Source organism: Micromonospora sp. DT41 (assembly GCF_049841715.1).
GTDB lineage: Bacteria > Actinomycetota > Actinomycetes > Mycobacteriales > Micromonosporaceae > Micromonospora > Micromonospora profundi.
In genome coordinates this window covers 17,725-42,337 of sequence record NZ_JBNCKU010000008.1, presented here as the reverse complement: position 1 = coordinate 42,337, position 24,613 = coordinate 17,725, and the positions used below count along the sequence as shown (strand labels likewise).

The 24,613-nt window shown below is 69.8% G+C and carries 19 protein-coding genes; 8 read left to right on the top strand and 11 right to left on the bottom strand.

Features of this window, described 5'->3' with window-relative positions:
- Positions 1-23 precede the first annotated feature (23 nt).
- Positions 24-1,364 carry a carbohydrate-binding protein gene (locus ACLQ23_RS16765; RefSeq protein WP_355593311.1) on the top strand — a complete coding sequence of 447 codons (1,341 nt, stop codon included), beginning with the start codon at positions 24-26 and terminating at the stop codon, positions 1,362-1,364.
- 52 nt (positions 1,365-1,416) lie between these two features.
- Here the strand turns inward: ACLQ23_RS16765 and ACLQ23_RS16760 are convergent, their stop codons facing one another.
- Complete coding sequence (locus ACLQ23_RS16760; protein WP_355593309.1) at positions 1,417-2,031, bottom strand: DedA family protein; 615 nt, start codon at positions 2,029-2,031, stop codon at positions 1,417-1,419.
- Positions 2,032-2,298: 267 nt separating this feature from the next.
- Between ACLQ23_RS16760 and ACLQ23_RS16755 the strand changes: the two genes are divergently transcribed.
- Positions 2,299-3,519, top strand: a complete 1,221-nt coding sequence (locus tag ACLQ23_RS16755; RefSeq protein WP_355628096.1) for an MFS transporter — start codon at positions 2,299-2,301, stop codon at positions 3,517-3,519.
- 21 nt (positions 3,520-3,540) lie between these two features.
- Here the strand turns inward: ACLQ23_RS16755 and ACLQ23_RS16750 are convergent, their stop codons facing one another.
- Both ACLQ23_RS16750 and ACLQ23_RS16745 read right to left on the bottom strand, forming a co-directional pair.
- Positions 3,541-5,178 (bottom strand): thiamine pyrophosphate-binding protein, encoded by a 1,638-nt coding sequence (locus ACLQ23_RS16750; protein ID WP_355628098.1) that lies wholly within the window; start codon positions 5,176-5,178, stop codon positions 3,541-3,543.
- A 13-nt stretch (positions 5,179-5,191) separates the two neighbouring features.
- On the bottom strand, positions 5,192-5,953 hold the full coding sequence (locus tag ACLQ23_RS16745; protein WP_355593303.1) for a cyclase family protein: 762 nt from the start codon (positions 5,951-5,953) through the stop codon (positions 5,192-5,194).
- Between the two features lie 479 nt (positions 5,954-6,432).
- Here ACLQ23_RS16745 and ACLQ23_RS16740 point away from each other — a divergent pair, with 479 nt between their 5' ends.
- Together ACLQ23_RS16740 and ACLQ23_RS16735 are read left to right on the top strand one after the other, a co-directional pair.
- Positions 6,433-8,898 carry a non-reducing end alpha-L-arabinofuranosidase family hydrolase gene (locus tag ACLQ23_RS16740; protein ID WP_425880792.1) on the top strand — a complete coding sequence of 822 codons (2,466 nt, stop codon included), beginning with the start codon at positions 6,433-6,435 and terminating at the stop codon, positions 8,896-8,898.
- A gap of 164 nt (positions 8,899-9,062) precedes the next feature.
- Positions 9,063-10,394: a ricin-type beta-trefoil lectin domain protein gene (locus ACLQ23_RS16735; RefSeq protein ID WP_425880791.1), complete on the top strand. Its 1,332-nt coding sequence runs from the start codon at positions 9,063-9,065 to the stop codon at positions 10,392-10,394.
- Between the two features lie 93 nt (positions 10,395-10,487).
- On the opposite strand, the gene ACLQ23_RS16730 is transcribed toward ACLQ23_RS16735, so the two are convergent.
- Complete coding sequence (locus tag ACLQ23_RS16730; RefSeq protein WP_355593301.1) at positions 10,488-10,976, bottom strand: MarR family winged helix-turn-helix transcriptional regulator; 489 nt, start codon at positions 10,974-10,976, stop codon at positions 10,488-10,490.
- Positions 10,977-10,984: 8 nt separating this feature from the next.
- Positions 10,985-12,232: an FAD-dependent oxidoreductase gene (locus ACLQ23_RS16725; RefSeq protein WP_355593299.1), complete on the bottom strand. Its 1,248-nt coding sequence runs from the start codon at positions 12,230-12,232 to the stop codon at positions 10,985-10,987.
- Positions 12,233-12,258: 26 nt separating this feature from the next.
- Here ACLQ23_RS16725 and ACLQ23_RS16720 point away from each other — a divergent pair, with 26 nt between their 5' ends.
- On the top strand, positions 12,259-12,849 hold the full coding sequence (locus ACLQ23_RS16720) for a malectin domain-containing carbohydrate-binding protein (RefSeq protein ID WP_425880790.1): 591 nt from the start codon (positions 12,259-12,261) through the stop codon (positions 12,847-12,849).
- Positions 12,850-12,949: 100 nt separating this feature from the next.
- Here ACLQ23_RS16720 and ACLQ23_RS16715 read toward each other — a convergent pair whose 3' ends face one another.
- Both ACLQ23_RS16715 and ACLQ23_RS16710 read right to left on the bottom strand, forming a co-directional pair.
- Positions 12,950-14,476 carry a class I SAM-dependent methyltransferase gene (locus ACLQ23_RS16715; protein WP_425880789.1) on the bottom strand — a complete coding sequence of 509 codons (1,527 nt, stop codon included), beginning with the start codon at positions 14,474-14,476 and terminating at the stop codon, positions 12,950-12,952.
- A 115-nt stretch (positions 14,477-14,591) separates the two neighbouring features.
- A complete protein-coding gene (locus ACLQ23_RS16710; RefSeq protein WP_355628104.1) occupies positions 14,592-15,371 on the bottom strand; it encodes an SDR family NAD(P)-dependent oxidoreductase in 780 nt (259 codons plus the stop codon).
- Between the two features lie 219 nt (positions 15,372-15,590).
- Between ACLQ23_RS16710 and ACLQ23_RS16705 the strand changes: the two genes are divergently transcribed.
- Positions 15,591-16,412 (top strand): helix-turn-helix transcriptional regulator, encoded by an 822-nt coding sequence (locus ACLQ23_RS16705; protein WP_355628107.1) that lies wholly within the window; start codon positions 15,591-15,593, stop codon positions 16,410-16,412.
- 22 nt (positions 16,413-16,434) lie between these two features.
- Here the strand turns inward: ACLQ23_RS16705 and ACLQ23_RS16700 are convergent, their stop codons facing one another.
- Entirely contained in the window at positions 16,435-19,284 is a 2,850-nt protein-coding gene (locus ACLQ23_RS16700; RefSeq protein ID WP_355628109.1) for an AfsR/SARP family transcriptional regulator, read from the bottom strand.
- Between the two features lie 450 nt (positions 19,285-19,734).
- Here ACLQ23_RS16700 and ACLQ23_RS16695 point away from each other — a divergent pair, with 450 nt between their 5' ends.
- A complete protein-coding gene (locus ACLQ23_RS16695) occupies positions 19,735-20,217 on the top strand; it encodes a sigma-70 family RNA polymerase sigma factor (RefSeq protein ID WP_425736119.1) in 483 nt (160 codons plus the stop codon).
- Between the two features lie 54 nt (positions 20,218-20,271).
- On the opposite strand, the gene ACLQ23_RS16690 is transcribed toward ACLQ23_RS16695, so the two are convergent.
- Together ACLQ23_RS16690 and ACLQ23_RS16685 are read right to left on the bottom strand one after the other, a co-directional pair.
- On the bottom strand, positions 20,272-21,018 hold the full coding sequence (locus ACLQ23_RS16690; RefSeq protein ID WP_425736118.1) for a nucleotidyltransferase domain-containing protein: 747 nt from the start codon (positions 21,016-21,018) through the stop codon (positions 20,272-20,274).
- Positions 21,015-21,689 (bottom strand): nucleotidyltransferase domain-containing protein, encoded by a 675-nt coding sequence (locus tag ACLQ23_RS16685; protein ID WP_425880788.1) that lies wholly within the window; start codon positions 21,687-21,689, stop codon positions 21,015-21,017. Before ACLQ23_RS16685 ends, ACLQ23_RS16690 begins: the two co-directional genes overlap by 4 nt.
- 369 nt (positions 21,690-22,058) lie before the next feature.
- Here ACLQ23_RS16685 and argS point away from each other — a divergent pair, with 369 nt between their 5' ends.
- Complete coding sequence (gene argS, locus ACLQ23_RS16680; protein WP_355628164.1) at positions 22,059-23,777, top strand: arginine--tRNA ligase; 1,719 nt, start codon at positions 22,059-22,061, stop codon at positions 23,775-23,777.
- Between the two features lie 12 nt (positions 23,778-23,789).
- Here the strand turns inward: argS and ACLQ23_RS16675 are convergent, their stop codons facing one another.
- Positions 23,790-24,560 (bottom strand): AraC family transcriptional regulator, encoded by a 771-nt coding sequence (locus tag ACLQ23_RS16675; protein WP_355593281.1) that lies wholly within the window; start codon positions 24,558-24,560, stop codon positions 23,790-23,792.
- Positions 24,561-24,613 lie beyond the last annotated feature (53 nt).

Genomic DNA, 24,613 nt, shown 5'->3' with positions numbered 1-24,613 from the left:
CGCCGAAGCCAGGGGAGTTGGCAATGAGAAGCCGTCGGATTTTCGCAGTGGCAGCCGGGGCGGCGATGACCCTCACGGCCGCCGTCGCCTTCGTCCCCAGCAGCATGGCGGCCGTGTCCTCGGCCAACGCCGTCGCGATGGTCGCCTGCACCGCCCCGGCCTGGGCCGAGGGCAACACCTACCAGACGGGCGCCCAGGTGACCTACGGCGGCCGGCTCTACCAGGCACTTGTCACCCACACCGCGCACCCCGGCGCCGGCTGGAACCCCGCCGCGACCCCGTCGCTGTGGCGTGACCTGGGCGCATGCTCGGGAACCACGCCGCCACCCACCACGCCGCCACCGACGACCGCGCCACCGACGACTCCCCCGCCGACCACGCCGCCGACCACCACGCCTCCCCCCACGGGTGGGACCTGCGCGGTGAAGTCACGGCCCACCGGCAAGGTATTGCAGGGCTACTGGGAGAACTGGGACGGCGCCTCCAACGGCGTCCACCCCGGCCTCGGCTGGATCCCCATCACCGACAGCCGGCTGAACCAACACGGCTACAACGTGATCAACGCGGCGTTCCCGGTGATCCGCTCGGACGGCACGGTCCTCTGGGAGAACGGCATGGACGCTGGCGTGAAGGTGGCCACCCCGGCCGAGATGTGCCAGGCCAAAGCGGCAGGCGCCACCATCCTGATGTCGATCGGCGGGGCCGCCGCGGGCATCGACCTCAGCTCCACAGCGGTCGCCGACCGGTTCATCGCGACGATCGTGCCGATCCTGACGGCCTACCACTTCGACGGCATCGACATCGACATCGAGACCGGCCTGACCGGCAGTGGCAACATCAACACCCTGTCGACGTCACAGGCCAACCTGATCCGGATCATCGACGGCGTGCTGGCCCGAATGCCGTCGAACTTCGGCCTTACCATGGCACCGGAGACGGCCTACGTCACCGGCGGCAGCGTGGTCTACGGCTCGATCTGGGGCTCGTACCTGCCGATCATCAAGAAGTACGTGGACAACGGCCGCCTCTGGTGGCTGAACATGCAGTACTACAACGGCAGCATGTACGGCTGCACCGGCGACTCGTACCCGGCCGGCACCGTGCAGGGCTTCACCGTGCAGACGCAGTGCCTCAACAACGGCCTCACCATCCAGGGCACCACCATCCGCGTGCCGTACGACAAGCAGGTCCCGGGTTTGCCCGCGCAGATCGGGGCGGGCGGCGGCTACCTGTCGACGTCTCTGGTCACGCAGGCATGGAACTCCGTGCCCGGACTCAAGGGCCTGATGACCTGGTCGGCGAACTGGGACGGGTCGAAGGGCTGGACCTTCGGCGACAACGTGAAGCGCCTACAGGGACGCTGACCGATGATGGGTGCCGGCGGCCGGCGGCATTCGAGCCGGCCGCCGGTCAGTGCTAGCCAGATCGGCCGCGCCGGGCCCGCAGCCACACCCGCAACGCCGCGCCGGTGCCGATCAGGGCCAGCAGGGCCCACTCGCCGATGCCCAGTTCCCGCTCCAGATAGCGGTAGGAGGCGCCGCCCAGGTAGCCCAGCAGCGCCACGGCTGTCGACCACACCAGCCCGCCGGCCAGGTTCGCCCGGAGGAACACCGGCCAGCGCATCCCACCCGCGCCGGCGATCATGGGGATCACGGCCCGCAGCACCGCCACCCAGCGTCCGGTGACCACCGCCCACGCCCCACGACGGGCGACCAGGCGGCGGGCCCGCGCAAGGTCGAGGCGGCGGCGCAGCACTCGCGGGGCGCGGGCGAGCACGCTCGGGCCGTACCGGCGGCCCAGGGCGTACCCGGCCTGGTCGCCGAGGCACGCCCCGACGGCCCCGCCGGCGACCACCGCCCACAGCGGCAGCGCACCGCCGTGAGCCACCAGCCCACCGATCAGGATGGCCGTCTCGCCCGGTACGACGAGCCCGAGCAGCGTCGAGGACTCCAAAGCCGGCAGGAGGATCACCAGCGTCAGGACGAGGATCGGCGGTAGCCCGACGAGCGTCTCCACCACCTTGTCCACCACTCGCTGATTGTCGCCCCAACCGGTTGGTCGGTGACGACGAATGCCTTCCGGTGGGCGGGCGATCCGTAGGGTTCGGGTACCCCTCGGGACACGTCGCGGTCGCCACCGCCCTGGCGCTCGTCGCGGCGCGGGCCTGCGGCCCCCGGTGGCGCAGGCCCCGGCCGACCGGTTGGCCGAGACCGAGTACGCGGACCGCCCCCGAACGGAGGGTGCGTCGGGGCCCTCCATTACGGTGACGACGAACGGGGGTGGGCCACGGTGCCGGAGGTGTCGCCACGAAGGGCGAGGGCTGTGCTCGTCGCGCTCTCCCTCGCCGCGTTCGCGTTCATCACGACCGAACTGCTGCCCGTCGGCCTGCTGACGCACATCGCGCCCGATCTCGGCCGGTCCCGCTCGCAGATCGGTCTGCTGGTCAGCGGGTACGCCGTCGTGGTCGTGCTGTCGTCGATACCGCTGACCCGACTGACCCAGCGGATCCCCCGGCGTCAACTGCTCGCCGTCACGATGCTCCTGTTCGCCGCCGCGAACGCCACCGCCGCGCTCGCGCCGACGTACACGGTGCTTGCCGGCTCCCGCCTCGTGACGGCCCTCGCTCAGGCGGTGTTCTGGTCCGTCGCCACGGCGACGGTGACCGGACCGTTCCCGGTCGCGGTGCGCGGCCGGATGGTGGCGCTGTTCGCGACCGGAGCGACGCTCGCGCCGGTGCTCGGCGTACCCCTCGGGACCTGGCTCGGGCAGCAGGCCGGCTGGCGTGTCGCGTTCGCGGTGCTGGCCGGGGTCGGCCTGGCGATCGCCGCCGCGGTGTTCGTCCTCCTTCCTTCCTATCCCCCAGCCGCTGGCGGCGCCGCGCAGGGCACCGCACCGGACGGGCGGCGCTTCGCCCTGTTGCTGATCGCGACCGCCCTCGGCATCGGCGGCTTCATGACCCTGCAGACCTACATCACACCGTTCCTGCTCGACGTCAGCGGCTTCGCCGACGCGGTGCTGGCACCGCTGCTGTTCGTCTCCGGCGCGGCCGGCGTCGTCGGCACCCTTGTCGCGGCCCGGACCCTTGATGCTCGGCCTATCGCTTCCCTGCTGACGCCGCTGAGCATCGGCACGGCCTCGCTGTTCGGCCTGTACACGCTCGGCGCCCTCCGGCCCGGCACTGTCGCTCTCCTCGCCGGGATCGGCCTCGCGTACGCGGCGTTCGGCTCCGCGGTGCAGAGCCGGATGCTGCAACTGGCTCCGGGCAGCACCGACATCGCGTCGGCCGGCGTCAGCACCGCCTTCAACGCCGGTATTGCCGGCGGATCACTGCTCGGCGGTGGCCTCCTGCCCACAATTGGGGCACGACCGCTGGCACTCGCCGCCGGGGTACTGACGCTTGCCGCCCTCGCCCTGCTCGCCGTGGACGCCCGTGGCAGTCACGCGCCGCCGGGCCAACGCCGACCCGCCGCCCATCCTCCCACCAGCCCCGCACCTCCCTCGCCGTCAGCGCGGAGGTGACCCGTCAGCGCGGAGGTGTGCTCAATGGCCGCGGAACGCCTCCTCCAGCCACCACGAGCCGCGCGAGCCGCAGACCTTGGCGTCGACCACCAGCGGCCGGGTACGCCGACCGGCGAGCCATTGCCGTACCGGCCCGAGATCGTCGACGGCCCGGACCGTCACCCCGTCGCACCCGTAGCCACTGGCGATAGCGGCCAGGTTGGTCTCCGGGAAGGTGACCGTCTCCAACGGATGCCCGTCGGGGCCGAAATGGTGCACCTCGGCCCCGTACGCGGCGTCGTCGTAGATCACCACGAGCAGAGGTAGCGCCAGCCGGACGGCGGTGACCAACTCGGTAGCCGACATGAGGAACCCGCCGTCACCGACCGCGGCGACGGTGAGCCGGTCCGGCCGGGCGACCGCCGCGCCGAGCGCACTTGCCAGGCCGAGCCCGACCGACTGGAACGCCTGGGTGAAGCAGAATCCGGCCACGTCCGGCACGTCGAGCCACATCGACGGGTAGCCCATGAAGTTGCCGGAGTCGACCACCACCGTCCGGTCGGGCGGCAGCAGGTCGTCCAGGGCGGCGGAGAGCGTCCTCGGGTCGATGGTCGCCGGCGAGCCGCCGCCCTCGTCCTCGTACGGGACCGTCCGCCACCGGCCGTGGTCGCGGATCCGTCGGGCCAACTCCGGCGTACGCCAGCCGCCGTCCACGGACCCCGTGACGTCCTGCCCGAGCCGACCGAGCACCGCCTCGGCGACAGCAGTCACCTCGCCGGCCACTGTCAGGTCGACAGGGCGGTTCACACCGAACGCCGCAGGGTCGTGATCCACCTGGACGACGACGGCGGAGGGCGGGATCAGTTCGCCGTGCCGTGTGGTCCACATGTTCAGCGTGCTGCCCCACGCGACGACAAGGTCCGCCGCGCCGATCAGCTCGGCGGCGAGCGGGGTGGCGAAGCCGCCGGCCACGTCGAGGTTCCACGGGTTCCCGGCGAACAGACCCTTCGCCGCCGCCGAGACCGCGAGCAGAGCGCCGCACGCGTCGGCGAGCCGGATCAGCGGTTCCCGGGCGGCCCGGGCGCCCCGACCCGCGATGAAGACCGGTCGACGTGCGGCCTGGAGCGCTGCCAGAAGCGGTTCGACCTGCGGGGCGGTGACCGGTGTCGACTCGACGGCCGGGACCGGGCCGGACCACGGTTCGGCCATGGCGTTCTGCACCTCCAACGGGAGGCCCAGCACCACTGTCGCGCCCCGGGCGGCGGCCCGGTACGCCGCGCCCGCGTCCTGCGCCGCGTGCGTAGCGCGTACCCGATGGAAGTCGGCGCCGACCGAGGCGGCGAGTGCCGGCAGGTCGATGAAGAAGTTCGACCGGGGCGCTGTCGCCTCCGGGGCCAGGACCACGACCGGTGTACGGCTCTTCGCGGCCTCGGTGAGACCGGTGAGCGCGTTGGTGACGCCCGGACCCTGGTGCACCGAGAGCACGCCCACCGTCCCGGAGGTGCGGGCGTAGCCGTCGGCCATGCTCGCCGCGCCTCCCTCGTGGGCGGCCGCCACGAACCGGGCGCCGGCCGCCACGAGCGCGTTCGTGACATGGAAGTTGCCGCTGCCGACCACCCCGAAGACGTACCGTGCGCCGTGTCCGTACAGGACCCGGCCGACCACCTCGGCTACCCGCATCGGCTGCCCGGTCCTACCGCTCGACGAGCGCGAGGACTCGGCACGGGCTGCCGGACCCGGACACGATCGGCAGTGGACCGGCGATCACCACCGCGCCGGTCGCCGGCAACTGTGCCAGGTTACGTAGCTGGGTCAGGCCGTACTTGTCCTGGCCGAGCAGGAACGAGTGGCACGGGAACGGCGGGTCGAACGAGTGCGCGGCGCCCGCGTCGGTGCCGACCGTCTCCACGCCGACACCCTGGATCGGTGACTCCTCGGCCAGCCAGCGGGCACAGTCGACGGAGATGCCAGGGGTACGCCCGGCGTTCGCGTACCGTTCCGGGTCGTCGCCGTGCGCGTCCCAGCCGGTGCGGTAGAGCAGCCAGCCTCCGGCGGGCAGGGCGCCGTGTTCGGCCTCCCATGCCTTGACGTGCGCGACCTCGAGCAGGAAGTCGGGGTCGGCGGCGGCGTCGGCGGAGTGGTCGATCACCACTGCCGGGGCGATCAACTGGCTCACCGGGACCTGCGAGACGTCCGCGCCCTGTTTGCCGGTGACCCAGTGCACCGGGGCGTCGAAGTGGGTGCCGGTGTGCTCGCCTGTGGAGAAGTTGTTCCAGTACCAGGCCGGACCGCGGTCGTCGTACCTGCTGATCTCGCTGAGCTGGAACGGCCAGGTCTGGCCGAACTGCTCGGGCAGACCCAGGATCGGCGTCTGGTCCGAGAGCGGGGCGGTGAGGTCGACAACCTGGATCCGGCCGCTGGAAAGAGCGGCGACAAACTCCTGCAGCACCGTCATGCGGCGACGGTACATCCACGCAGGCCGTCGCGCTCCTGGCCGAGTGGTCGAGGCTGTCCCAGGCGGCCACGGACCGATCACGAAGCCTGCCGCCCGACCCGTAACAAGCCCGAAACTACCGGTTGAAAAACCTGGAACTTTCTGCCAGCCTGGTAGTCCATCGATCAGTGTGAACGTTAACAAGATCACTTCAGCACCGGAGGCGCCTCACGCGACGTCAGGCCCACCCACCTGCCAGGTGAGCACGTCCACCACCGAGAGCCCCGCGCCCGCACCCAATTCCCAGCGGGTGACCAAGCCACTCACCGCAACCCTTCACACGCTGGTCAGGCAGCCCGAGCCGAGTCGCAACGGGGGACGGACGCCCTGAGGCGGGCCACAGCCCGCCCAGGCGGACTCAGCATCGGGCCGCCAGCGTACGAGCGGGGCCTCCCACTGGAACAGCGACAGGAATTTCTATCCACCACTGGAGGATCAGCATGAATTCCCGGACCCGTCCCCCCAATCGCACCCGACTGCGAACCCTCACTTTTTCCGGAACAGCCGCGATAATTCTGGCCCTGGTTGTTTCGCTGGTGCCCAATCTCGCACAGGCCGCTGAGACGACCCTCGGCGCTGCCGCAGCCCAGTCCGGCCGGTACTTCGGTGCCGCAGTGGCCGCGAACAAGCTCAGCGACAGCGCCTACACGACGATCCTGAACCGCGAGTTCAACAGCATCACCCCCGAAAACGAAATGAAGATCGACGCGACCGAGCCGCAGCAGAACAACTTCACCTTCGGCAACGCGGACCGGATCGTCAACCACGCTCTCTCCCGGGGTTGGAAGGTCCGCGGCCACACCCTTGCCTGGTACTCGCAGCAGCCCGGCTGGATGCAGAGCATGGAAGGCAGCGCCCTGCGCAGCGCCATGCTCAACCACGTCACCCGCGTCGCCAGCTACTACCGCGGCAAGATCCACTCCTGGGACGTCGTCAACGAGGCGTTCGAGGACGGCAACAGCGGCGCCCGTCGCAACTCGAACCTGCAGCGCACCGGCAACGACTGGATCGAAGCCGCCTTCCGCGCCGCCCGCTCCGCCGACCCAGACGCCAAGCTCTGCTACAACGACTACAACACCGACAACTGGACCTGGGCCAAGACCCAGGCCGTGTACAACATGGTGCGCGACTTCAAGTCCCGTGGGGTGCCGATCGACTGCGTGGGCTTCCAGTCGCACTTCAACGCCAACTCGCCGTACAACAGCAACTACCGCACGACGCTGTCCAGCTTCGCCGCCCTCGGCGTGGACGTGCAGATCACCGAGCTGGACATCGAGGGATCCGGCACGACGCAGGCCAACACCTACCGCAACGTGGTAAACGACTGCCTTGCCGTGGCTCGCTGCAACGGTGTCACCGTGTGGGGCGTGCGTGACTGCGACTCGTGGCGCTCCAGCGGCACCCCGCTGCTGTTCGAGTGCAACGGCAACAAGAAGGCCGCCTACAACTCCACCCTGGAGGCTCTGAACAGCGCTGGCCCCGGCACCACCCCCACGCCCACCACGCCGGGCCCGACTCCCACCGTCACGCCCACCGTTCCGCCGGGCGGCTCGGCCAGTGAGATCGTCGGTAGCCAGTCCGGCAGGTGTATCGACGTACCCAACGCGTCGACCACCAACGGCACCCGGGTGCAGCTCTACGACTGCAACAAGCAGACCAACCAGGCATGGACCTACACCTCAGGAAAACAACTCCAGGTGTACGGCAACATGTGCCTCGACGCCGCAGGCACCGGCAACGGCGCGGCGGTACAGATCTACAGCTGCCACAGCCAGACCAACCAGCAGTGGAACGTCAACTCCAACGGCACCATCAGCGGCGTGCAGTCCGGACGATGCCTTGACGTGTGGAGCACCGCCAACGGCGCCCAGGTCCAGCTCTACGACTGCAACGGACAGAGCAACCAGCAGTTCCGGCTCGCGTCCCTCGGCGGCGGTTCCACGCCGACGCCGACCCCGACGTCGACTCCGACGTCGACTCCCCCGCCGACCGGCGGCACCTGTGACCTTCCCTCCACGTACCGCTGGTCGTCGACTGGCGCGCTGGCTCAGCCGCGCTCGGGTTGGGTGTCGCTGAAGGACTTCACCCACGCGCCGTACAACGGCCAGCAGTTGGTCTACGCGACGACGCACGACACCGGTACGACGTGGGGCTCGATGAACTTCGGTCTCTTCTCGAACTGGAACCAGATGGGGTCCGCGTCGCAGAACCAGATGCCGTTCGCGGCGGTGGCACCGTCACTGTTCTACTTCGCGCCCCGCAACGTCTGGGTGTTGGCCTATCAGTGGGGTCCGACGGCGTTCTCGTACCGCACGTCGACCGATCCGACCAACGTGAACAGCTGGTCATCGGCGCAGACGCTGTTCACCGGAAGCATCTCCAACTCCAGCACCGGCCCGATCGACCAGGCAGTCATCGGTGACGACCAGAACATGTACCTGTTCTTCGCCGGGGACAACGGCAGGATCTACCGGGCCAGCATGCCCATCGGGAACTTCCCGGGCAGCTTCGGGTCGAACTACACGACGATCATGACCGACTCGACGAACAACCTGTTCGAGGGCGTTCAGGTCTACAAGCTCCAGGGCCAGAACCGGTACCTCATGCTCGTCGAGGCGATCGGCGCGAACGGGCGCTACTTCCGCTCGTTCACGGCAACCAGCCTGGGTGGCACGTGGACTCCGCAGGCCACCTCGGAGAGCAACCCGTTCGCCGGCAAGGCGAACAGCAGCGCCACCTGGACCAACGACATCAGTCACGGCGAGCTGATCCGCAGCAACGCCGACCAGACGATGACCGTTGACGCCTGCAACCTGCAACTGCTCTACCAGGGGCGTTCTCCCAGCTCCGGCGGCGACTACGGGCTCCTGCCGTACCGACCGGGTCTGCTGACGCTGCAACGCTGACAACCGGACACCGCCGGAACGGGCAGGCTCGGCACGCAGCCGAGCCTGCCCGTTCCGCACTCCCCCACCACCAGGAGGCACCGACAGTGCGAGAACACGGACACCACCCCCCGCCCTCGGGGAACACCAATGCCGACCGAGTACCCGCCCGCTTTCGGGGACGGGTGTTGAAGCTCGCCGCGGTAGGGATCGCGGCCGTGGTCGGGATGTTCACCATCACAGTGGCGACCGGGTCGGCATCCGCCGCCGACAACCCGTACCAGCGGGGCCCGGACCCCACCCAGAGCAGCGTCACCGCCGTGAACGGCCCCTTCGCCAACACGTCGGTGAGCGTCCCGACCGGGTACGGCTTCAACGGCGGCAGGATCTACTACCCGACCGACACCAGCCAGGGCACCTTCGGGGCCATCGCCATCTCGCCGGGATACACGGCGTTGTTCTCCGCCGAACTGGCCTGGATGGGTCCTTGGCTGGCCTCCCACGGCTTCGTCGTGATCGGCATCGAGACCAACAGCCGCAACGACTTCGACACGGCCCGAGGCACCCAGTTGCTCGCCGCACTGGACTACCTCACGCAGCAGAGCCCGGTACGCGACCGCGTCGACCCCACCCGCTTGGCGGTCGCCGGTCACTCCATGGGCGGCGGTGGCGCGTTGAGCGCGGCCATGCGGCGTTCGTCGTTGAAGGCAGTGGTCGGCATCGCGCCGTACTCGCCGTCGTCGAACCTCGCCAACGACAGGGTGCCCACGATGATCCTGTCTGGGCAGGCGGACACGGTGGTCACCCCGTCATACGCCACCGGCCTGTACAACAGCCTCCCGTCCACGACGGAGAGCGTCTACCTTGAGGTCGCCGGTGCGGACCACGGATTCATGGTCGGGCGACCGAACCCGGTGATGGTCCGTACCATGCTGCCGTTCGTCAAGATGTTCGTCGACAACGACGCCCGGTACAGCCAGTTCCTCTGCCCGTTGCTGGACTCCAGCGGAGTGGTCAGCTACCGCAGCACCTGCCCGTTGCTGCCCACGACGCCGACCACCCCGACGCCCACCACGCCGGGGCCCACCACGCCAGGGCCAACCCCCACCGTGTCGCCGAGCGTCCCGCCCACCTCCGCTGGCGAGATCGTCGGTACGCAGTCCGGCCGGTGCGTCGACGTACCCAACGCCTCCCGTAACAACGGCACCCGGGTACAGCTCTACGACTGCAACAGGCAGACCAACCAGACCTGGACCTACACGTCAGGAAAACAACTCCAGGTGTACGGCAACATGTGCCTCGACGCCGCAGGCACCGGCAACGGCGCGGCAGTGCAGATCTACAGCTGCCACAGCCAGACCAACCAACAGTGGAACATCAACGCCAACGGCACGATCAGCAACGTCCAGTCCGGACGATGCCTGGACGCCTGGAGCACCGCCAACGGCGCCCAGATCCAGCTGTACGACTGCCACGGACAGACCAACCAACAGTTCCGGCTCGTCGCTCGGGCGTGACGACCGGAGGTCCGGACTGAAACGGGCGGGCTCGGCGTGACGCCGGGCCCGCCCACTCGTACTGCCTGATCACCACACCTTCCCGGCGCCGCCTCAGGCAGACCGCTGCGCGGTGTCGCCGCAGCGGAGGTGGTCCAGTTCGTCGTGGTACATCGCCTGCATCCGGTCATAGTGCCGAACCAACAGCGTGACCTCCTCGACGCTGTAGCCCTCGATGAGCCGCGCCGCCCGCTCGGCGAACCGCTCGTACGGTCGCGTCAGCTCGGCGATCCGCTCCGGCCGCAGGGTGACGATCACCCGCCGCCGGTCCGCGGGGTCGCGCTCGGCCGTCACGTAGCCCGCCTGCTGGAGCCGGCGGAGCATGCTGGTCACCGCCCCGGTGGTGAGGTTGGTCCGCTCGGCGACCTGCCCCGCGGTGGCGGATCCGGCGTCCGCCAGGTAGTCCAGGCACTCCAGGTCGCTCACGGTGAGGCCCAGCCGCTCCGCGATGGCGTACCGGAACACCATGGACAGCCGCGACATCTCCCGCCCGGCGCGCATGAGATCGGCGATCGTGGAGGTACGGGCCGGATCGTGGGACATGACCGCCATCATGCCTCCGGCACGGTGACCCGGTGCAGTCGAGGTAACACGCGGGTCAGCACCCAGTGTGGCGCGGCCGCGTCTCCGGTGAGGCGGCGCATCAGCCGGGCGGCGGTGTCGACGGCACGGAAGGCGTACGGCACCATCTCGTCCTGGTAGCCGGCGATAGCCTCCTCCACCGGCGCGCCGCTCGCCCGGGCCTCGACCAGTTTCCTGCCGAGCAGGGCGGCGTCGCGCAGCGCGGTGTTGCCGCCGTGGGCGCCGAACGGCGGCATGACGTGCACGGCATCGCCCATCATCGTGGCCCGGGGTACCGCCCACCGGTGCGGGCGTCGGCCGGCGGCGAAGAGGTTGAGCACCGTGGCGTCCAGCTCGGCGGTGCCTACCAGCCGCCGGACGAGCGGGTGGAAGTCCCCACTCATCAGGCTGGCCAGTCTCCACAACGCCAGCAGGTCGCCACGGATGCCGATGGGCACCTCCTCCTGCCGCAGCAGTAGTCCCCACATGACGTAGTCGTAGCCGGTGGGCGCATAGCTGCCCGGGGCCAGGCGCGCGAACGCTTCCTGCGGGTTCTCGCCGAACCGCATGGAGGTGAAGAAGAAGGCGCGGCCCGGCCGGTCGCCGATGGCCAGCACCCCGCTGGTACGCAGCGCGTCCGGGATGACGCTCTCACCGTTGCGCTGTAGGGGCGACCGACCGTAGATGCCCGCCATCGGGGTGTTCGCCGGGTCCGCGTCCGGCATGAGCTGCGCGCGCAGCGCCGAGCCGACGCCGTCCGCGCCCACGACGACGGTTGCCGAGGCGGCCCCGCCGTCGGCGAACCGCAGCCGCAGCCCGGCCGGGCCGCCGGTCTCCACCGCGACGGCGTCCTTGCCGTAGTGGATGCGTTGGTGCAGCCCGGACTGCAGGATCGACCGCAGGGTAAGCCTGTCGACCTGGCGGGTCGCGTACGGATCGTCCTTGAAGGTGATGCTGAATGCGTCCCGCAGCCGGCTGTCGGTGAAACGGAGCTGCCCGCCGGGCTCGTCGCCGGTCGTCAGCGCGAGGTTGTACAGCGGGCGGGGCAGGCTCTCGCGCAGCGCCTCCAGCCCGTACCGGTCGAGGATGATCCGGTAGCCCTGCCGCCGGACGAAGGGGCCTGGGTCCCGCTCGTAGACGTGCACGTCGACGCCGGCGCGCATCAGGTACTGGGCGAGGCAGAGGCCGGAGAGACCGGCGCCGGCGATTGCCACGGAGATGTCAGTCGATACGACCATGCAGTTATCTTAATGACTAAGATGATTTGGGCAAGAACGCGGGTGTCGCGCCCGGCGTACTCGTCGGGGATCTGCTCGTGGCGTCGAACGCCGGCAAGGGCGAAACCCAGCTCAAGCCGGTCCGCCTGGCGACGTCGGCCTACTGGAAGGGTGTCGACGTCGGCGGAGCCGGGCACGTCGGCGCCGACGGCTTCGTCTGGTCGCCCGACCAGGCGCTGGGCTCGCGACCGTGGGGCTACGTCGGCGGCAAGCCGCGTGCCACGAAGGCCGACATCGCCGGTACGCAGGACGACGCGCTGTTCCGCACCCAGCGGACCGGTGAGACGTTCAGCTACGTGTTCAAGAACGCGCCCGCCGGGACGTACCGGATCGGCCTCGACTTCGCGGAGATCGAGAAGGTGAAGGCCGGCAAGCGTGCCTTCGATGTGCTGGCCGACGGCAAGGTCGTGCTCTATGACCACGACGTGCAGGCGAAGGTGGGTGCGCTGACCGCGGACCTGAACACGGTCGCGGTCAAGCACGCCGGTGGCGATCTGACGATCGAGCTTCGCCGCGAGAAGGGCGAGGGCGACCCGATCCTCAACGCCCTCAAGGTCCAGCAGGACCCGCGCCTGTGAGATAGCCGGACCTGTCCGCCAACAGTGGCCAGAGCCTCCACGGGAAGCATCTCCGTGGAGGCTCTGGCCCTGCGTGGTCGCGTCCCGTCAGGGCGAGCGCTCACTCATTCCAGGGTCGGTGGGCGACGGTGAGGATGTGGGTCGTCGGCCAGTCGAGGGGCCGGCCGTCGAGGTCGGCGAGAGAGGCTACCGGCGCGATCCGGTTGTCGATCACCCAATCGTTGCGGACGGCGGTGGAGGCAGGAGCGATCTCGAAACCCGCTTCGGTCAGCAGCGTTGTCCAGTCGGCGAAACTGAGGCCACAGAACTGTTCCTTCGTCTCGGAGAGCCAGCTGTCGATGTAGTCCTTGCGGGTCAGGTAGTCCATCGCGGAGCCCAGTTCAAGGCATACCGAGCCGTCGGGCAGGGCCTCGTAGTCGAAGGGGAACGCGAAGTCGACAGCGAACTGATCCAGCCGCGCCCGCGTCGACAGTCCGCCGACATACCGCCTGACCTCGGCGGAGTCCAGGCTGACGAGATCCCGGCGCGGCGATGCCGGGTTGTCGCCGTCATCTGTCACGAGTCGCAGGATCACCGGCCGGTGGGGATCGTCCGGGCCGCACACGTCGCTGTTGATCCAGACGCCACCGGGCACTGTGTGGTCGTGGATGCGGCGGGCGAACTGCAACAGTGACTCCCGCTGCCGCCCGTACGACCAGATCTCATGGGTCAACGCGAAGGTGAGGGTGGTGTCCACCGAGCGGTCCTTCAGGACCGCGCCACCGAGGACGTTCCGGTGGAAGAAGTACACGTTGGCGTTGCGGAACACGCCCTGCGCCTTCTTGTGCAGGCACTCCTGAAAGAGGTGTCGGGCGACCTCGACGCCGATGAGGTCGCTCTCGTGCAGGCCGGGTTCCCGATCGGCCAACTCCAGGACCGCCCCGGCGCCGCAGCCGATATCGACGATACGGCCGGGTTGCACGTACTGACGGACGGCGTCCCACTTGCGCTCGGCTGCGCCGGCGAAGGCCTCCACGTACGTCCGGTAGTCGCGGGTGACGGTGAGGCCACCCTCGTCGCCGACGAGCGGGTCGTTGACCACCATCCGGATCTCGTCGACCAGGCGGTAGCGCTCGAAGACGTCGACAGTCGCCGGGTGCGTCAGCTCGCGCCACGTGTCGTCGCCTGCGGCCAGGCGTAGCAGGACATCCCACGGCCGTTCGGGCGTGGTCCGTAGCTCGGGGTCGGCCTCGACCTGCGCGATCGTGAAACCGAGCCGCTCGTACAGCTTGGCGACCTCCGGCGTCGAGCATGCCACCAGGGTGTCCGCAGGAGTGAGTTCGAGTCCGGTGGCTACCGCGATGTTCTTGAGGGTCACCTCGGCGAAGTCGTCGGTGTACGCGGTGTCGAAGATCGGCACGACCAGCGAACGCAGCCCGCTCAGCACACTGAATCGCTCGATCGCGGCTTCCCGGCGGTGGTACGGGACCGGATTACGCTTGGTGTTCTCGTGGTTGGCGGAGGTCACCGCCCAGACGATCGTGGTAGCGCCGTCCTCGGCGAGCCGCCGCAGGTAGTCAGCCTGGAAGCGGGTCAGCAGGTGATGGCGCCCAGGAAAGAGCACGAAGCGGGCGGACGGGCCAGCCATGATCACCCCACGTTGTTCCGGCCGATGTACGGCCCGCGATGTTAACGGGTCGGTGCCTCCGCCACCCGGGCGGGCTGACGACCAGGGCCGATCGCCATCCCACAGGGCTGAGCCGTCAGTTGCCGCGGTACCGGGACGCCAGCTCCGGGCTCTGCGCGTTGAAGGCGGCCAGCTCCGCGGAGAAGATGGCGTTCAGCAGGTACGCGTCCTGGACACCCGGGGCCACCACGACCTCACCCAGTTCCAGCCCGCGCAGGCTCGCGGTGACGACGTCGTCGGCGCTCATCCGTCGTACGGCGCTGAGGTCCATGCCCTGACGCTCGTGGAACTCGGTGGCCACCACACCAGGGCACAGAACCTGGACCCGGACACCGGTGCCCTCGAGTTCGGCGCTGAGCGTCTGCGACATGGCGACCGCGAAGGCCAGGCCGCCTGCGTACACCGCGCGCCGCGGCATCACCGAGCTCGGCGCGGGACCACTGAAGGCGATCATGCCGGCGACGTTGACGATGGTGCCCTCGCCACGGGCCTGCATACCGCCCACGACCGCCCGGGTGAGCATGGCGGGTGCCACCGTCTTGACGTGGGCCAGCTCGCGGGCCTTCTCGGCGGACAGGTCGGCCAGGGGCATGTAGTGCGCGACACCGGCGTTGTTCACCAGCAGCGTGATGTCCTCGGTGCCGCAGAGCTGAGCGACGGCGTCGATCCCGGCGTCGGTGGACAGGTCCGCCGCGAGGCCGCGGACGTTGACCTCCGGGTGCGCGGCTACGAGTTCCTTCAGGCGTTCCTCGCGGCGCCCGACGACGATGAGGTCGTAGCCCAGCCCTGCCAACCGTTGCGCGAAGGCCCTGCCGATACCCGACGTGGCCCCCGTGACGAGTGCCAGCTTGCTCATGATCGTTGGTCCTTCCCGTTTGGTGATGTCCCTGCGGCGATCACCCGTCGGCGTCTGGCGCACGCGACGCCGCCGGTGACGTGAACACCGCACCAACAGCATCAACCGGCGGCGACGAGGCAGGCAGTGCCGCCTTCTTCCTGGTATCGGCACTCCCAGGCACCGGCGACCCGGCGGTACCGGCAGCCCGCCCTTCGGCCGGTGGCTAGCATCGACGGTATGGCCGAGGACCTGCTCGCGGGCTATTTACGGGCACGTCGGGGGCAGCTCCGCCCGGGTGACGTCGGATTGCCCGAAGGGACAGTCCGACGGCGCGTGGCGGGTCTGCGCCGCGAGGAGGTGGCCTTGCTCGCAGGCATCAGCGCTGACTACTACCTGCGTCTGGAACAGGGCCGCGGAGGCACACCTTCGCTCCAGGTCATCCGGTCGTTGGCGCGGGCGCTGCGGCTGGACGACGCGGCCACCGCCTACCTGACGAGCCTGGCGACACCGCTGGCTACCGACGCGGACCCGGCGACGCAGGGCCGCGAACGGGTCCCGTCCAGCGTCGAGAACCTCGTCCGGCTCCTGCCCCTGCCAGCCTTCGTGACCGGGCGCAACTTCGATGTCCTCACCGCCAACCGCAGCGCCTTCCGGATTTCTCCCGAGCTGGTAACCGGGAAGAACCGGCTGCGGTCGTTCTTCCTCGTCGACTCCGAGCGAGACCTCTACCGGGACTGGCAGACGACGGCTCGCCGTTTCGTGGCTGTCGTGCGGGACACCGTCGGCCGGGGCGCCGCCCGTCCCGACTTCCTGGCGCTGGTGGCCGAGCTGTCGGAACGCAGCGAGAGCTTCCGTCAGTTGTGGGAGCGGCACGATGTCGTCACACGTGACACCGAACTCGCACTGCTGCGACACCCCGTCGCGGGGCCTCTGCAACTGCACCTGGAACGTCTGTCCGTCGCCGGAATGCCCGAACAGGGCCTGGTGATCTACCATCCCACGGCCGGTTCGGAGGACGCCAGGCGTCTCACCCGGCTTCTGGACAGCGCGGACAGGTAGAGCCGGTAGTGTCCCGCTCGGGCTAGGCCGCCGCGCCGTGGCTGAGCTTCGCCAGGCGACGCCGGATCTGTTCCTCCTGCCGCCCATCCGAGTCGTTGCCCAGAGCGAGCGCCTCCAGCCATGCCGCGCGGGCGGCGGGCCAGTCGTTCATCGCGTAGGCGGTGTCTCCGAGGCCCACACTCGCGCGGACCATGTGCACGCGGTGGCCGACCTTTCGGGAGAGCTCCCGGGCCGCGGCCCAGTCCGCCGAGGACTCAGCGAACTGCCGTTCGCGCAGGTGCAGGTTGGCCCGCCGCAGGTGGCATTCGCTGCGGCGGACGTCGTCGGCGAGCTGCTCGCTCATGGTCAGGGCTCGGTCAATTGTCTCGAAACTCAAGGCACGGCGGCCCAGCTCGTACTGAGCGTCGGCGAGACGGCACAGCACATCGGCCTGAGCCGTCCGGTCCCCCAGCGACTCCGCCATGTGCAGCGCCCGGTGGTGGCAGGTGACGGACCTGTCGTAATCGCCCACCGCGAAGCTCACCTCGCCCAGATTGCGTAACGTCAGCGCCTCGCGGGACGCGTTACCAAGCTCGGTGAAGATCACGAGAGCCCGTTCGAGCAGCGCCAGCGCGGACTCGCTGTCGCCGACGTAGAAGTGGGCGCCAGCCAGGCTGCGCTGCATCTCCGCCGCGCCAGCCGAGTCGCCGGCGCGCTCGGCCGCGTCGAGGCATTCGCGCACCACCATCGCCCACTCGTGCCACCAGCCCTCCCGCTGATAGAAGCCCTGCACCGTGAGTTCCAACTGCCAGGCGTCGTACACCCGGCCCCGGTCGTTCGCCTGACGCATGACCGCCTTGAGCACCTCGCGCTCGGCGACGAACCAGTCGGCGGCTTCCCGGCCGTCCCGCGGACTCTCGTCGACGACCCCGTCGGGCGCCGCCGGTGGGTCGGCGTCGATCTCGGCATTGATGAAGAGATTGGCTGCGTACGCTGTCCGCCGATAGAGCCCGAGCAGCCGGTCCGCCGCCGCCTCGCGCTCCGGGCCGGGCTCGGCGTCGAACATCAGTTCCCGCGCGTACGCCGCGATCAGGTCGTGGGTGCCGTAGCGGCCGGGCCGCCGTTCGGTGACCAGCCGGCTTCGCACCAGCTCGCCGAACACCTCGCGGGCGTCGCGCGCGGACAGGCCGCCGAGGCTCGCCGCCGCCGCGCGGGTGATGTCCGGGCCCGGGTGCAGGGCCAGCAGGCGGAAGAGTCGCGCGGCGGCAGGGCTGAGGCTGCGGTAGGACCAGGAGAAGATGGCGCGCAGGTCGCTGTCCGGGTCGTCGGAGCCGAATCCGTCGAGGCTGCCCTGCGCCTCGTGCAGTTCGCGCGCGACGTCCGACAGCCGACATCCGGGTCGGGCCAGGACCCGGGCGGCCACCACGGCGAGGGCCAGCGGAAGGCCCCCGCACAGGTCGACGATCTCGTCCAGCGCCCGCCGTTCGGCCAGAGCACGGGCGGGCCCGACGCGTGAGACCAGGAGTTCGCGCGCCTCGTCGGTCGGCAGGACGTCGAGTGTGAGCACGTGAGCCCCGTGCGTCGTGGCGAGACCGGCCAGGCTGTACCGGCTCGTGACCAGGACGAGGCTGCCGGGAGCACCGGGCAGCAGCGGCCGGACCTGGTCGGCGTCGCGAACGTTGTCCAGCACGATCAGCACCCGGCGCTCGGCCAGGAGACTGCGGTAGAGCCCCGACCGGGCCAGGTCGCGCGCCGGGATGTCCGGTCCGCGGACGCCAAGCGCGTGCAGGAAGTCCTCCAGCACCTCGCCCGGTGTCAGCGCGGCGTCCGGATCCAGGCCCCGGAGGTCGACGTGGAGCTGGCCGTCGGGGAACTCGTCGGCCACCAGGTAGGCCAGGTGGGTCGCCAGGCTCGTCTTGCCGACGCCGGGGATGCCCTCGATGGCCACGATCCGCAGGGCGTTCCCGCCGGCGCGGCCGTGGATGAGCGCCAGTGCCCGGCGCAGGCTCTGGTCCCGGCCCGTGAAGTGGGGCAGGTCCGGCAACAGCTGGGCCGGACGGACGAAAAAGCCGTCCGCCGACGGGTCGTTGGAGCGCAGTGGTGCCTCCGCCGTCTCGGCTGGGCCGGAATCGCCGTTGCGCAGGACCGTACGGTACGCCTCCTGGAGTTCCCGGCCCGGATCGATCCCGAGGTCATCGGCGAGCCGGCCGCGCAGTTCCTGGTAGAGAGCGATCGCCTCGGCCTGCTGCCCGACCGCTGACAAGGTCAGCAGCAATCTGGCCTGAACGGCCTCGTCCAGAGGACGTTGCTGGGCCACACGCCGCAGCATCGGAAGCACACCCCGTGCCGCTCCGGCGGACAGCGCCAGGTCGGCGGCCTCCCGCACCAGATCGGCGTACTCGTTGTCGACGGCCTCGAATTCGGCGACCGGGCGGTTGATCAACTCCGGCGCTCCGGCGCACGGCCCCCGCGACAATTCCAGCGCTTCGACATAGGCCGCCAATGCCTGCGACGGATCCTCGGCCGTCCGCGCCCGCTGCGCCAAGTGTCGAAACGTCAGCAGGTCCAGCCCTTCGGCGTCGACGACGATGCGATAGCCGGATGCGTCACTCGCCAGCCACCGGCCGGACGCACGAGGGGGCAGGCCGGGTTCGAACAACCGCCGAAGCCGACCCAGGTGAAGGTGCACGATGTTCGCGGCGCTGCGCGGCGGTCGCTCGTCCCACAACAGCGCGATGAAATCCGCGAGGCCGACCGGCTGGCCGGCCCGTGCCAGCAGCAGTGCCAGAATGAGGCGTTGCTGGCGCGGACCGGGATCGACAGGCTGCCCGCCGCGCCACACCTCCACCGGGCCCAGCACCGCGAAGCGCATGTCGTCCTGCGCCCCGGTCACGGAAGACCCCCATCAGCATCGCCGTCGGCCAGTGATCACCGGGAGCCAGCTTAGGCGAGCAGTTCGGACGGGACCGCTGCTACCGGCGGCTGCGGCCGGACGCTTGTGAACTCCGACCACCCGGCCCCGTAGTGCAGGGCGTGATGTCATCCCGTGGACCGCTGGTGAGCCGCGAAGCGGAGACGTATCCCGCTCGCGTGGCTGGCCCGCTACAGCGGAGCTGCGGGCCGCCGTCCATCTCTATCTCATTTACCGAAACTCGCAATCTCGGCCTGGGTAGGGCTTCGTGACGCCATTTCCGCGCATTGTTTAATGCAGCGGAATGGCACATCACAAACTAATTCACTGGCAATAGAGTAGGAATTTACAGGCGGTCTCCTACGCTTCCCCCCGAACTGTTGACGCCGATGGGGGAACACGATGGCGACGTCACCTGATATCGAGGCGCACATGCGCGAGCTCCACTTGGCCAACGGCGGCGCGCTGCTCCACTACCTGAGGAGACTGACCCCGCCGGGCTCATCCTGTACCGCCGAGGACCTGGTGCAGGAGACCATGGTGAGAGCCTGGCGCAACCTCGACCAGATGCCCTCCGGCCCGGAGCCGCAGCGGCGCTGGCTGTTCAAGGTTGCCCGACGCCTGGCTATCGACGCGTACCGCAAACGGCAGACGCGGCCCGTGGAGGTCGGCCTGGCCGAGGCGGACCTGTCGCCCCCGGTGAACGCCGCTGCGGAAACGGCGATCGCATCGCTGACCCTGCGGCGCGCCGTCGGCGAACTCGGCCCTGCCCAGCGGTCCGTGCTGCTCGAACTGTATGTGAAGGGCCATTCCGCCGGCGAGGTCGCCGACCGGCTCGGCCTTCCCGTCGGCACCGTCAAATCACGCGCGCACTACGGAGTGCGGCATGTGCGCAGGGCGCTGATGAGCGGCTGAACGGCAGGGTGCCCGCGCCCGGCAGGCCACCTCGGGAGGGACCGGTCGGCGAGCTCAACCCAGCCGGGTACGCACCACCAGGTCGTGCAGGGCGTCCACCGCGGCCGGATCCACGTCCCCGGGCAGCGCCGAGGAGTCCCGGGCCGTCTCCAACTCGGCGCGCAGCAGCGGCACGTCGGTGGCGAGTCGCTGCGCAGCGCCCGTGGGGAGCGGTCCGTGTTCGGCCTCCCGTTTGGCGGCGATGAGATCCGGCACGTACAGCAATCCTGCTCCGAGCACACCGAGGTCCGTCTCCAGACGGCCGGTCCGCATCAGGTGGATGCCGGTGAGCAGGACCCGCAGCGTGTACAGCGCGGGCTTGAGCTGCCCGGTCCTGGCGTACAACTTCTCCTGGGTGGCCGCGAACCCGAGGTAGTGGTGCGCGTGGTGCCGGGTGACCAGTCGCGGGGCCAGAGAAACCAGCTCGGCGTGCACCGCGCTGGTCACGACCACCAGCGGCGACAACACCTGCTCCAGAACGTAGCCGTTGCGGCTGTTCAACAGCTTGGCGAACTTCAGCAGATCGTGGCTCACCACGTCCAGCTCGACACCGTCACGCACGCCCATGTGCTGCAACGTCTGCGGCCCGGTGCGCAACCCGACCACCTCCTCGGGCGCGAGCAGGTGCGCGGCTCGCAGATCCAGGTCGGAGTCGACGGACGCGAACCCGTACAGATGCGCACCGCTGACCGTGGCGAACAGCAGCGGGCGGGGCAGGGCGCGGACTGCCTCGGCGGCCCACGGCGGCACCTCGATGGTCACTGCAGGTTCCTTTGCCGTACGCCCGTGAGCAGCCGATCCACTTCATCCCGGTCGGGCTGTTCGGGAAGCGCGGTGGTGGCGGCTGCATCGGCGAGCTCGACAAGTAGGTCAGCCCCCCACGCGGCGACCTCGTCCCAGGGCAACTCGCCGCCCCGCACCGCGAGCAGCCGGTCACGCAGGTGGCTAACGTCGACCAGCACGTCCCCGGTACGCAGCACGTGCACCCCGGCGACAAGCAGCCGGATCATGTGCATCGCCTGTTTGTGGTTCGTCTCGCCGGTACGCGCGCGGCGGGCGGCCACCCTGTTGAGCTGGTCCCGGGCGTAGCTGCCGTAGGTCTCCGCCACCCGCTTCGACAGGAACGCCTGCCGCGCCGCCAGCAACCGTTCCCCGTCGACGGTTATCGACTCGACCAGCGGGGACCAGAGCACCTCCAGAACCGTCGGGTTGCCTTGCAGGGCAAGCACGCAGAAGCGTTCGAACTCCCAGGAGAACTGCTCCGCCGCCGGACCGTCGAGGTGGGTGGGCGGCTTGTCGAGACGCCAGAACGCCTGCGTGGGTGCCACGTACACACCACGCCGGTCGTAGTCGGAGTCCGGGCCATGCAGCCCGTACGCCCGCGACCCGACCACGACGGCGAGGGCCGTATGCCGTTCGACAAGCTCGATCACGCCCGGGAGGCTACCCAAGCACCGGCCCGCATGCGTCATCCTTTCCAGGCAAACCGGAGCCGGCACCGAACTGCGACTCCAGTGCTCGGCCCGTCCGTTCTCTACGTGGTCGGGCTGCCGGTTAATGGCGTTGCGCGGCGGATCCGCCAGGTTAAGCTGACGGCATGATCAGCTCGCCCGCGTACCCGAAGGCGTCCCCCGACGTCCTGTTCGGCGCGCGGCGACGCCGGCGGCACCACGACCGCCTGCGCTGAGCAATCTTCTCTGTGACCGGCGGATCGAGCCGCCGGTCATCGTCGATCGTCCTCGGTCCGCCCGCATCCTCATCCGGTGATCCGCGCTGCGGGTCCGAGCGAGATCGGCGTACCAATGGATTTGGAGAAGCTTCTGACCGACCGGCTGGTGCCGGCGTTCGCGACGGTGGCGGGCGAACCGGTCGACCCGGTCGTGCGGCGCTCCCAACGGGCTGATTTCCAGTCCGACGCGGCGTTGGCTCTGGCCCGGCGGCTCGGTCGACCGCCGCGCGTCATCGCCGCCGAGGTGCTGCGGCACGCTGAGCTGGCCGACCTGTGCAGCGTGGCGGAGCTTTCCGGCCCGGGCTTTCTCAACCTGACCGTCTCCGACGCCACCTTGACCAGGCTCGTGTCCGCGCTGGCGGTCAGCTCGCGGCTGGGCGTGCCTGTGGTGGCCGCGCCGGAGACGGTGGTGGTCGACTACTCGGCGCCCAATGTGGCGAAGGAGATGCACGTCGGGCACCTGCGGTCGACGGTGATCGGCGACGCGGCGGCGCGCCTGTTGGAGTGGCTGGGGCACCGGGTGCTGCGGGCCAATCACCTGGGCGACTGGGGTACGCCCTTCGGCATGCTGATCGAGCATCTGGTCGACCTGGGCGGAGCCGACGCGGCGCAGGAGCTGTCGATGGGTGACCTGGACTCGTTCTACAAGACGGCTCGGGCCAAGTTCGACGGCGACGAGGCGTTCCGGGAGCGGTCGCGGCGGCGGGTCGTGGCGTTGCAGGGCGGCGATGAGGCGACATTGCGGCTGTGGCGGTTGCTTGTGGAGCAGTCCGAGCGTTACTTCCTGACCGTTTACGACCTGCTGGACGTGACCCTCACCGAACGGGACTTCCACGGTGAGAGCAGCTACAACGATCTGCTCGGCGCTGTGGTCGAGGACCTGGACCGCCTCGGGCTACTGCGGGAGAGCGAGGGCGCGGCCTGCGTGTTCCCGCCCGGTTGCGCCGGACGAGACGGCGAGCCACTGCCGTTGATCGTACGTAAATCCGACGGCGGGTACGGCTACCCGGCGACCGACCTGGCTGCGATCCGGCACCGGACGGCCACGCTGGGCGCGACCAGGCTGCTCTACGTGGTCGGCCTGCCGCAGCGGCGACACTTCGAGATGGTGTACGCCGTCGCCGCGCAGGCCGGATGGCTGACCCCGCCGGCCCGGGCCGAGCACGTCGGGTTCGGCTCGATCCTCGGGCCGGACGGACGGATGCTGCGGAGCCGGGCCGGCGGTTCGGTGAAGCTGGTGGGGCTGTTGGAGGAGGCAATCGCTCGGGCCACCGCACTGGCTCGGCAGCGGAACCCGGAGTTGGGCGAGGCCGAGGCGGCCGAGGTCGGCCGGGCGGTGGGCATCGGCGCGATCAAGTACGCAGACCTGTCCAGTGACCGGCACCGGGACTACGTGCTCGACTGGGAGGGGATGCTCTCGCTGGACGGCAACACCGCACCCTATCTTCAGTACGCGTACTCGCGGATCCAGTCGATCTTCCGGCGCGCCGGCGTGGCGGCCTGCCCGGAAGCGGGGATCTCGCTGGCCGAGCCGGCCGAGCGGGCACTCGCCTTCGAGCTGGTCGGCTTTGCCAGAGTGGTCGACGAGGTGGCCGTGAACCTGGAGTTCCACCGCCTCGCCGGGTACCTGTACCGGCTGGCCGCCACGTTCAGCACGTTCTACGAGCGGTGTCCCGTGCTGCGGACGGACGGACCGGTCCGGGAGAGCCGTCTGGTGCTCTGCGACCTGACCGCCCGGGTGCTCCGGCAGGGGCTCCACGTGCTCGGCATCCGGACCCCGAAACGGATGTGAGCAGGCCCGGTGTCACGCCTCGTCATCGTTCAGGTACCGCTGGTACCTGCCCGGCGTGACATGGAGGACGCTCCGGAAGAGGGCGATGAACGCGCTGGTGGAGGTGAACCCGCAGCGGTGGGCCGTTTCATTTACCGAGCGTCCGGCCGCGAGGTCGTCGAGCGCGGCGGCGAGCCGCAGCATCGCCCGCCACCGGGGAAAGCTCAGGCCGAGTTCGGTCGCCATCAGCCTGCTCAGCGTGCGCTGGCTGGTGGCAAGTGCTCGCGCATGCTGAGTGAGGCCGCGTTGGTCTGCGGGATCCTGCCGCAACGTTTCGGCCAGTGCGACAAGTCGCGGGTCGCGGGGCTCGGGTAGCCGCAGGCACGATCTACGGGTCGGTCCCCTCGACGCGAGTTCCTGCACCAGGACCGCGTGCAGCGCGGGCCGCTCGGTTCCGTCGCGGTGGTGGTCGACGAGCGCCGGGACGACGTGTCGCGCCAGTTCGGTGAGGAAGACGAGCGTGGGTTCGCCGGTTCCCGTAAGGGTCGATGGCGCGTCGACGAGCAGCACTGTGGCGATGACGCTGCGGGTGTGCGCCAGATGGGCGTGGGGCAGCCCGGCCGGGACGAACAGCGCGTACGCGGGTCCGGCCACCACCCACGTTCCCGTGGGAGTGGAGATCCCGACCACCCCGCAGGTGGGAACCAGGAGCTGCGGCACCCGATGCGTGTGCCGAGGGATCGACTGTCGATCCTGCAACGGGATCCGCCGGTACGCGCTGGCTGCGTGGCTGTTTTGCGACATCGGCTGGCACGATACGCCGTACCGGCTGAAGCGGAGGTCGGCGCAGGCTGGGC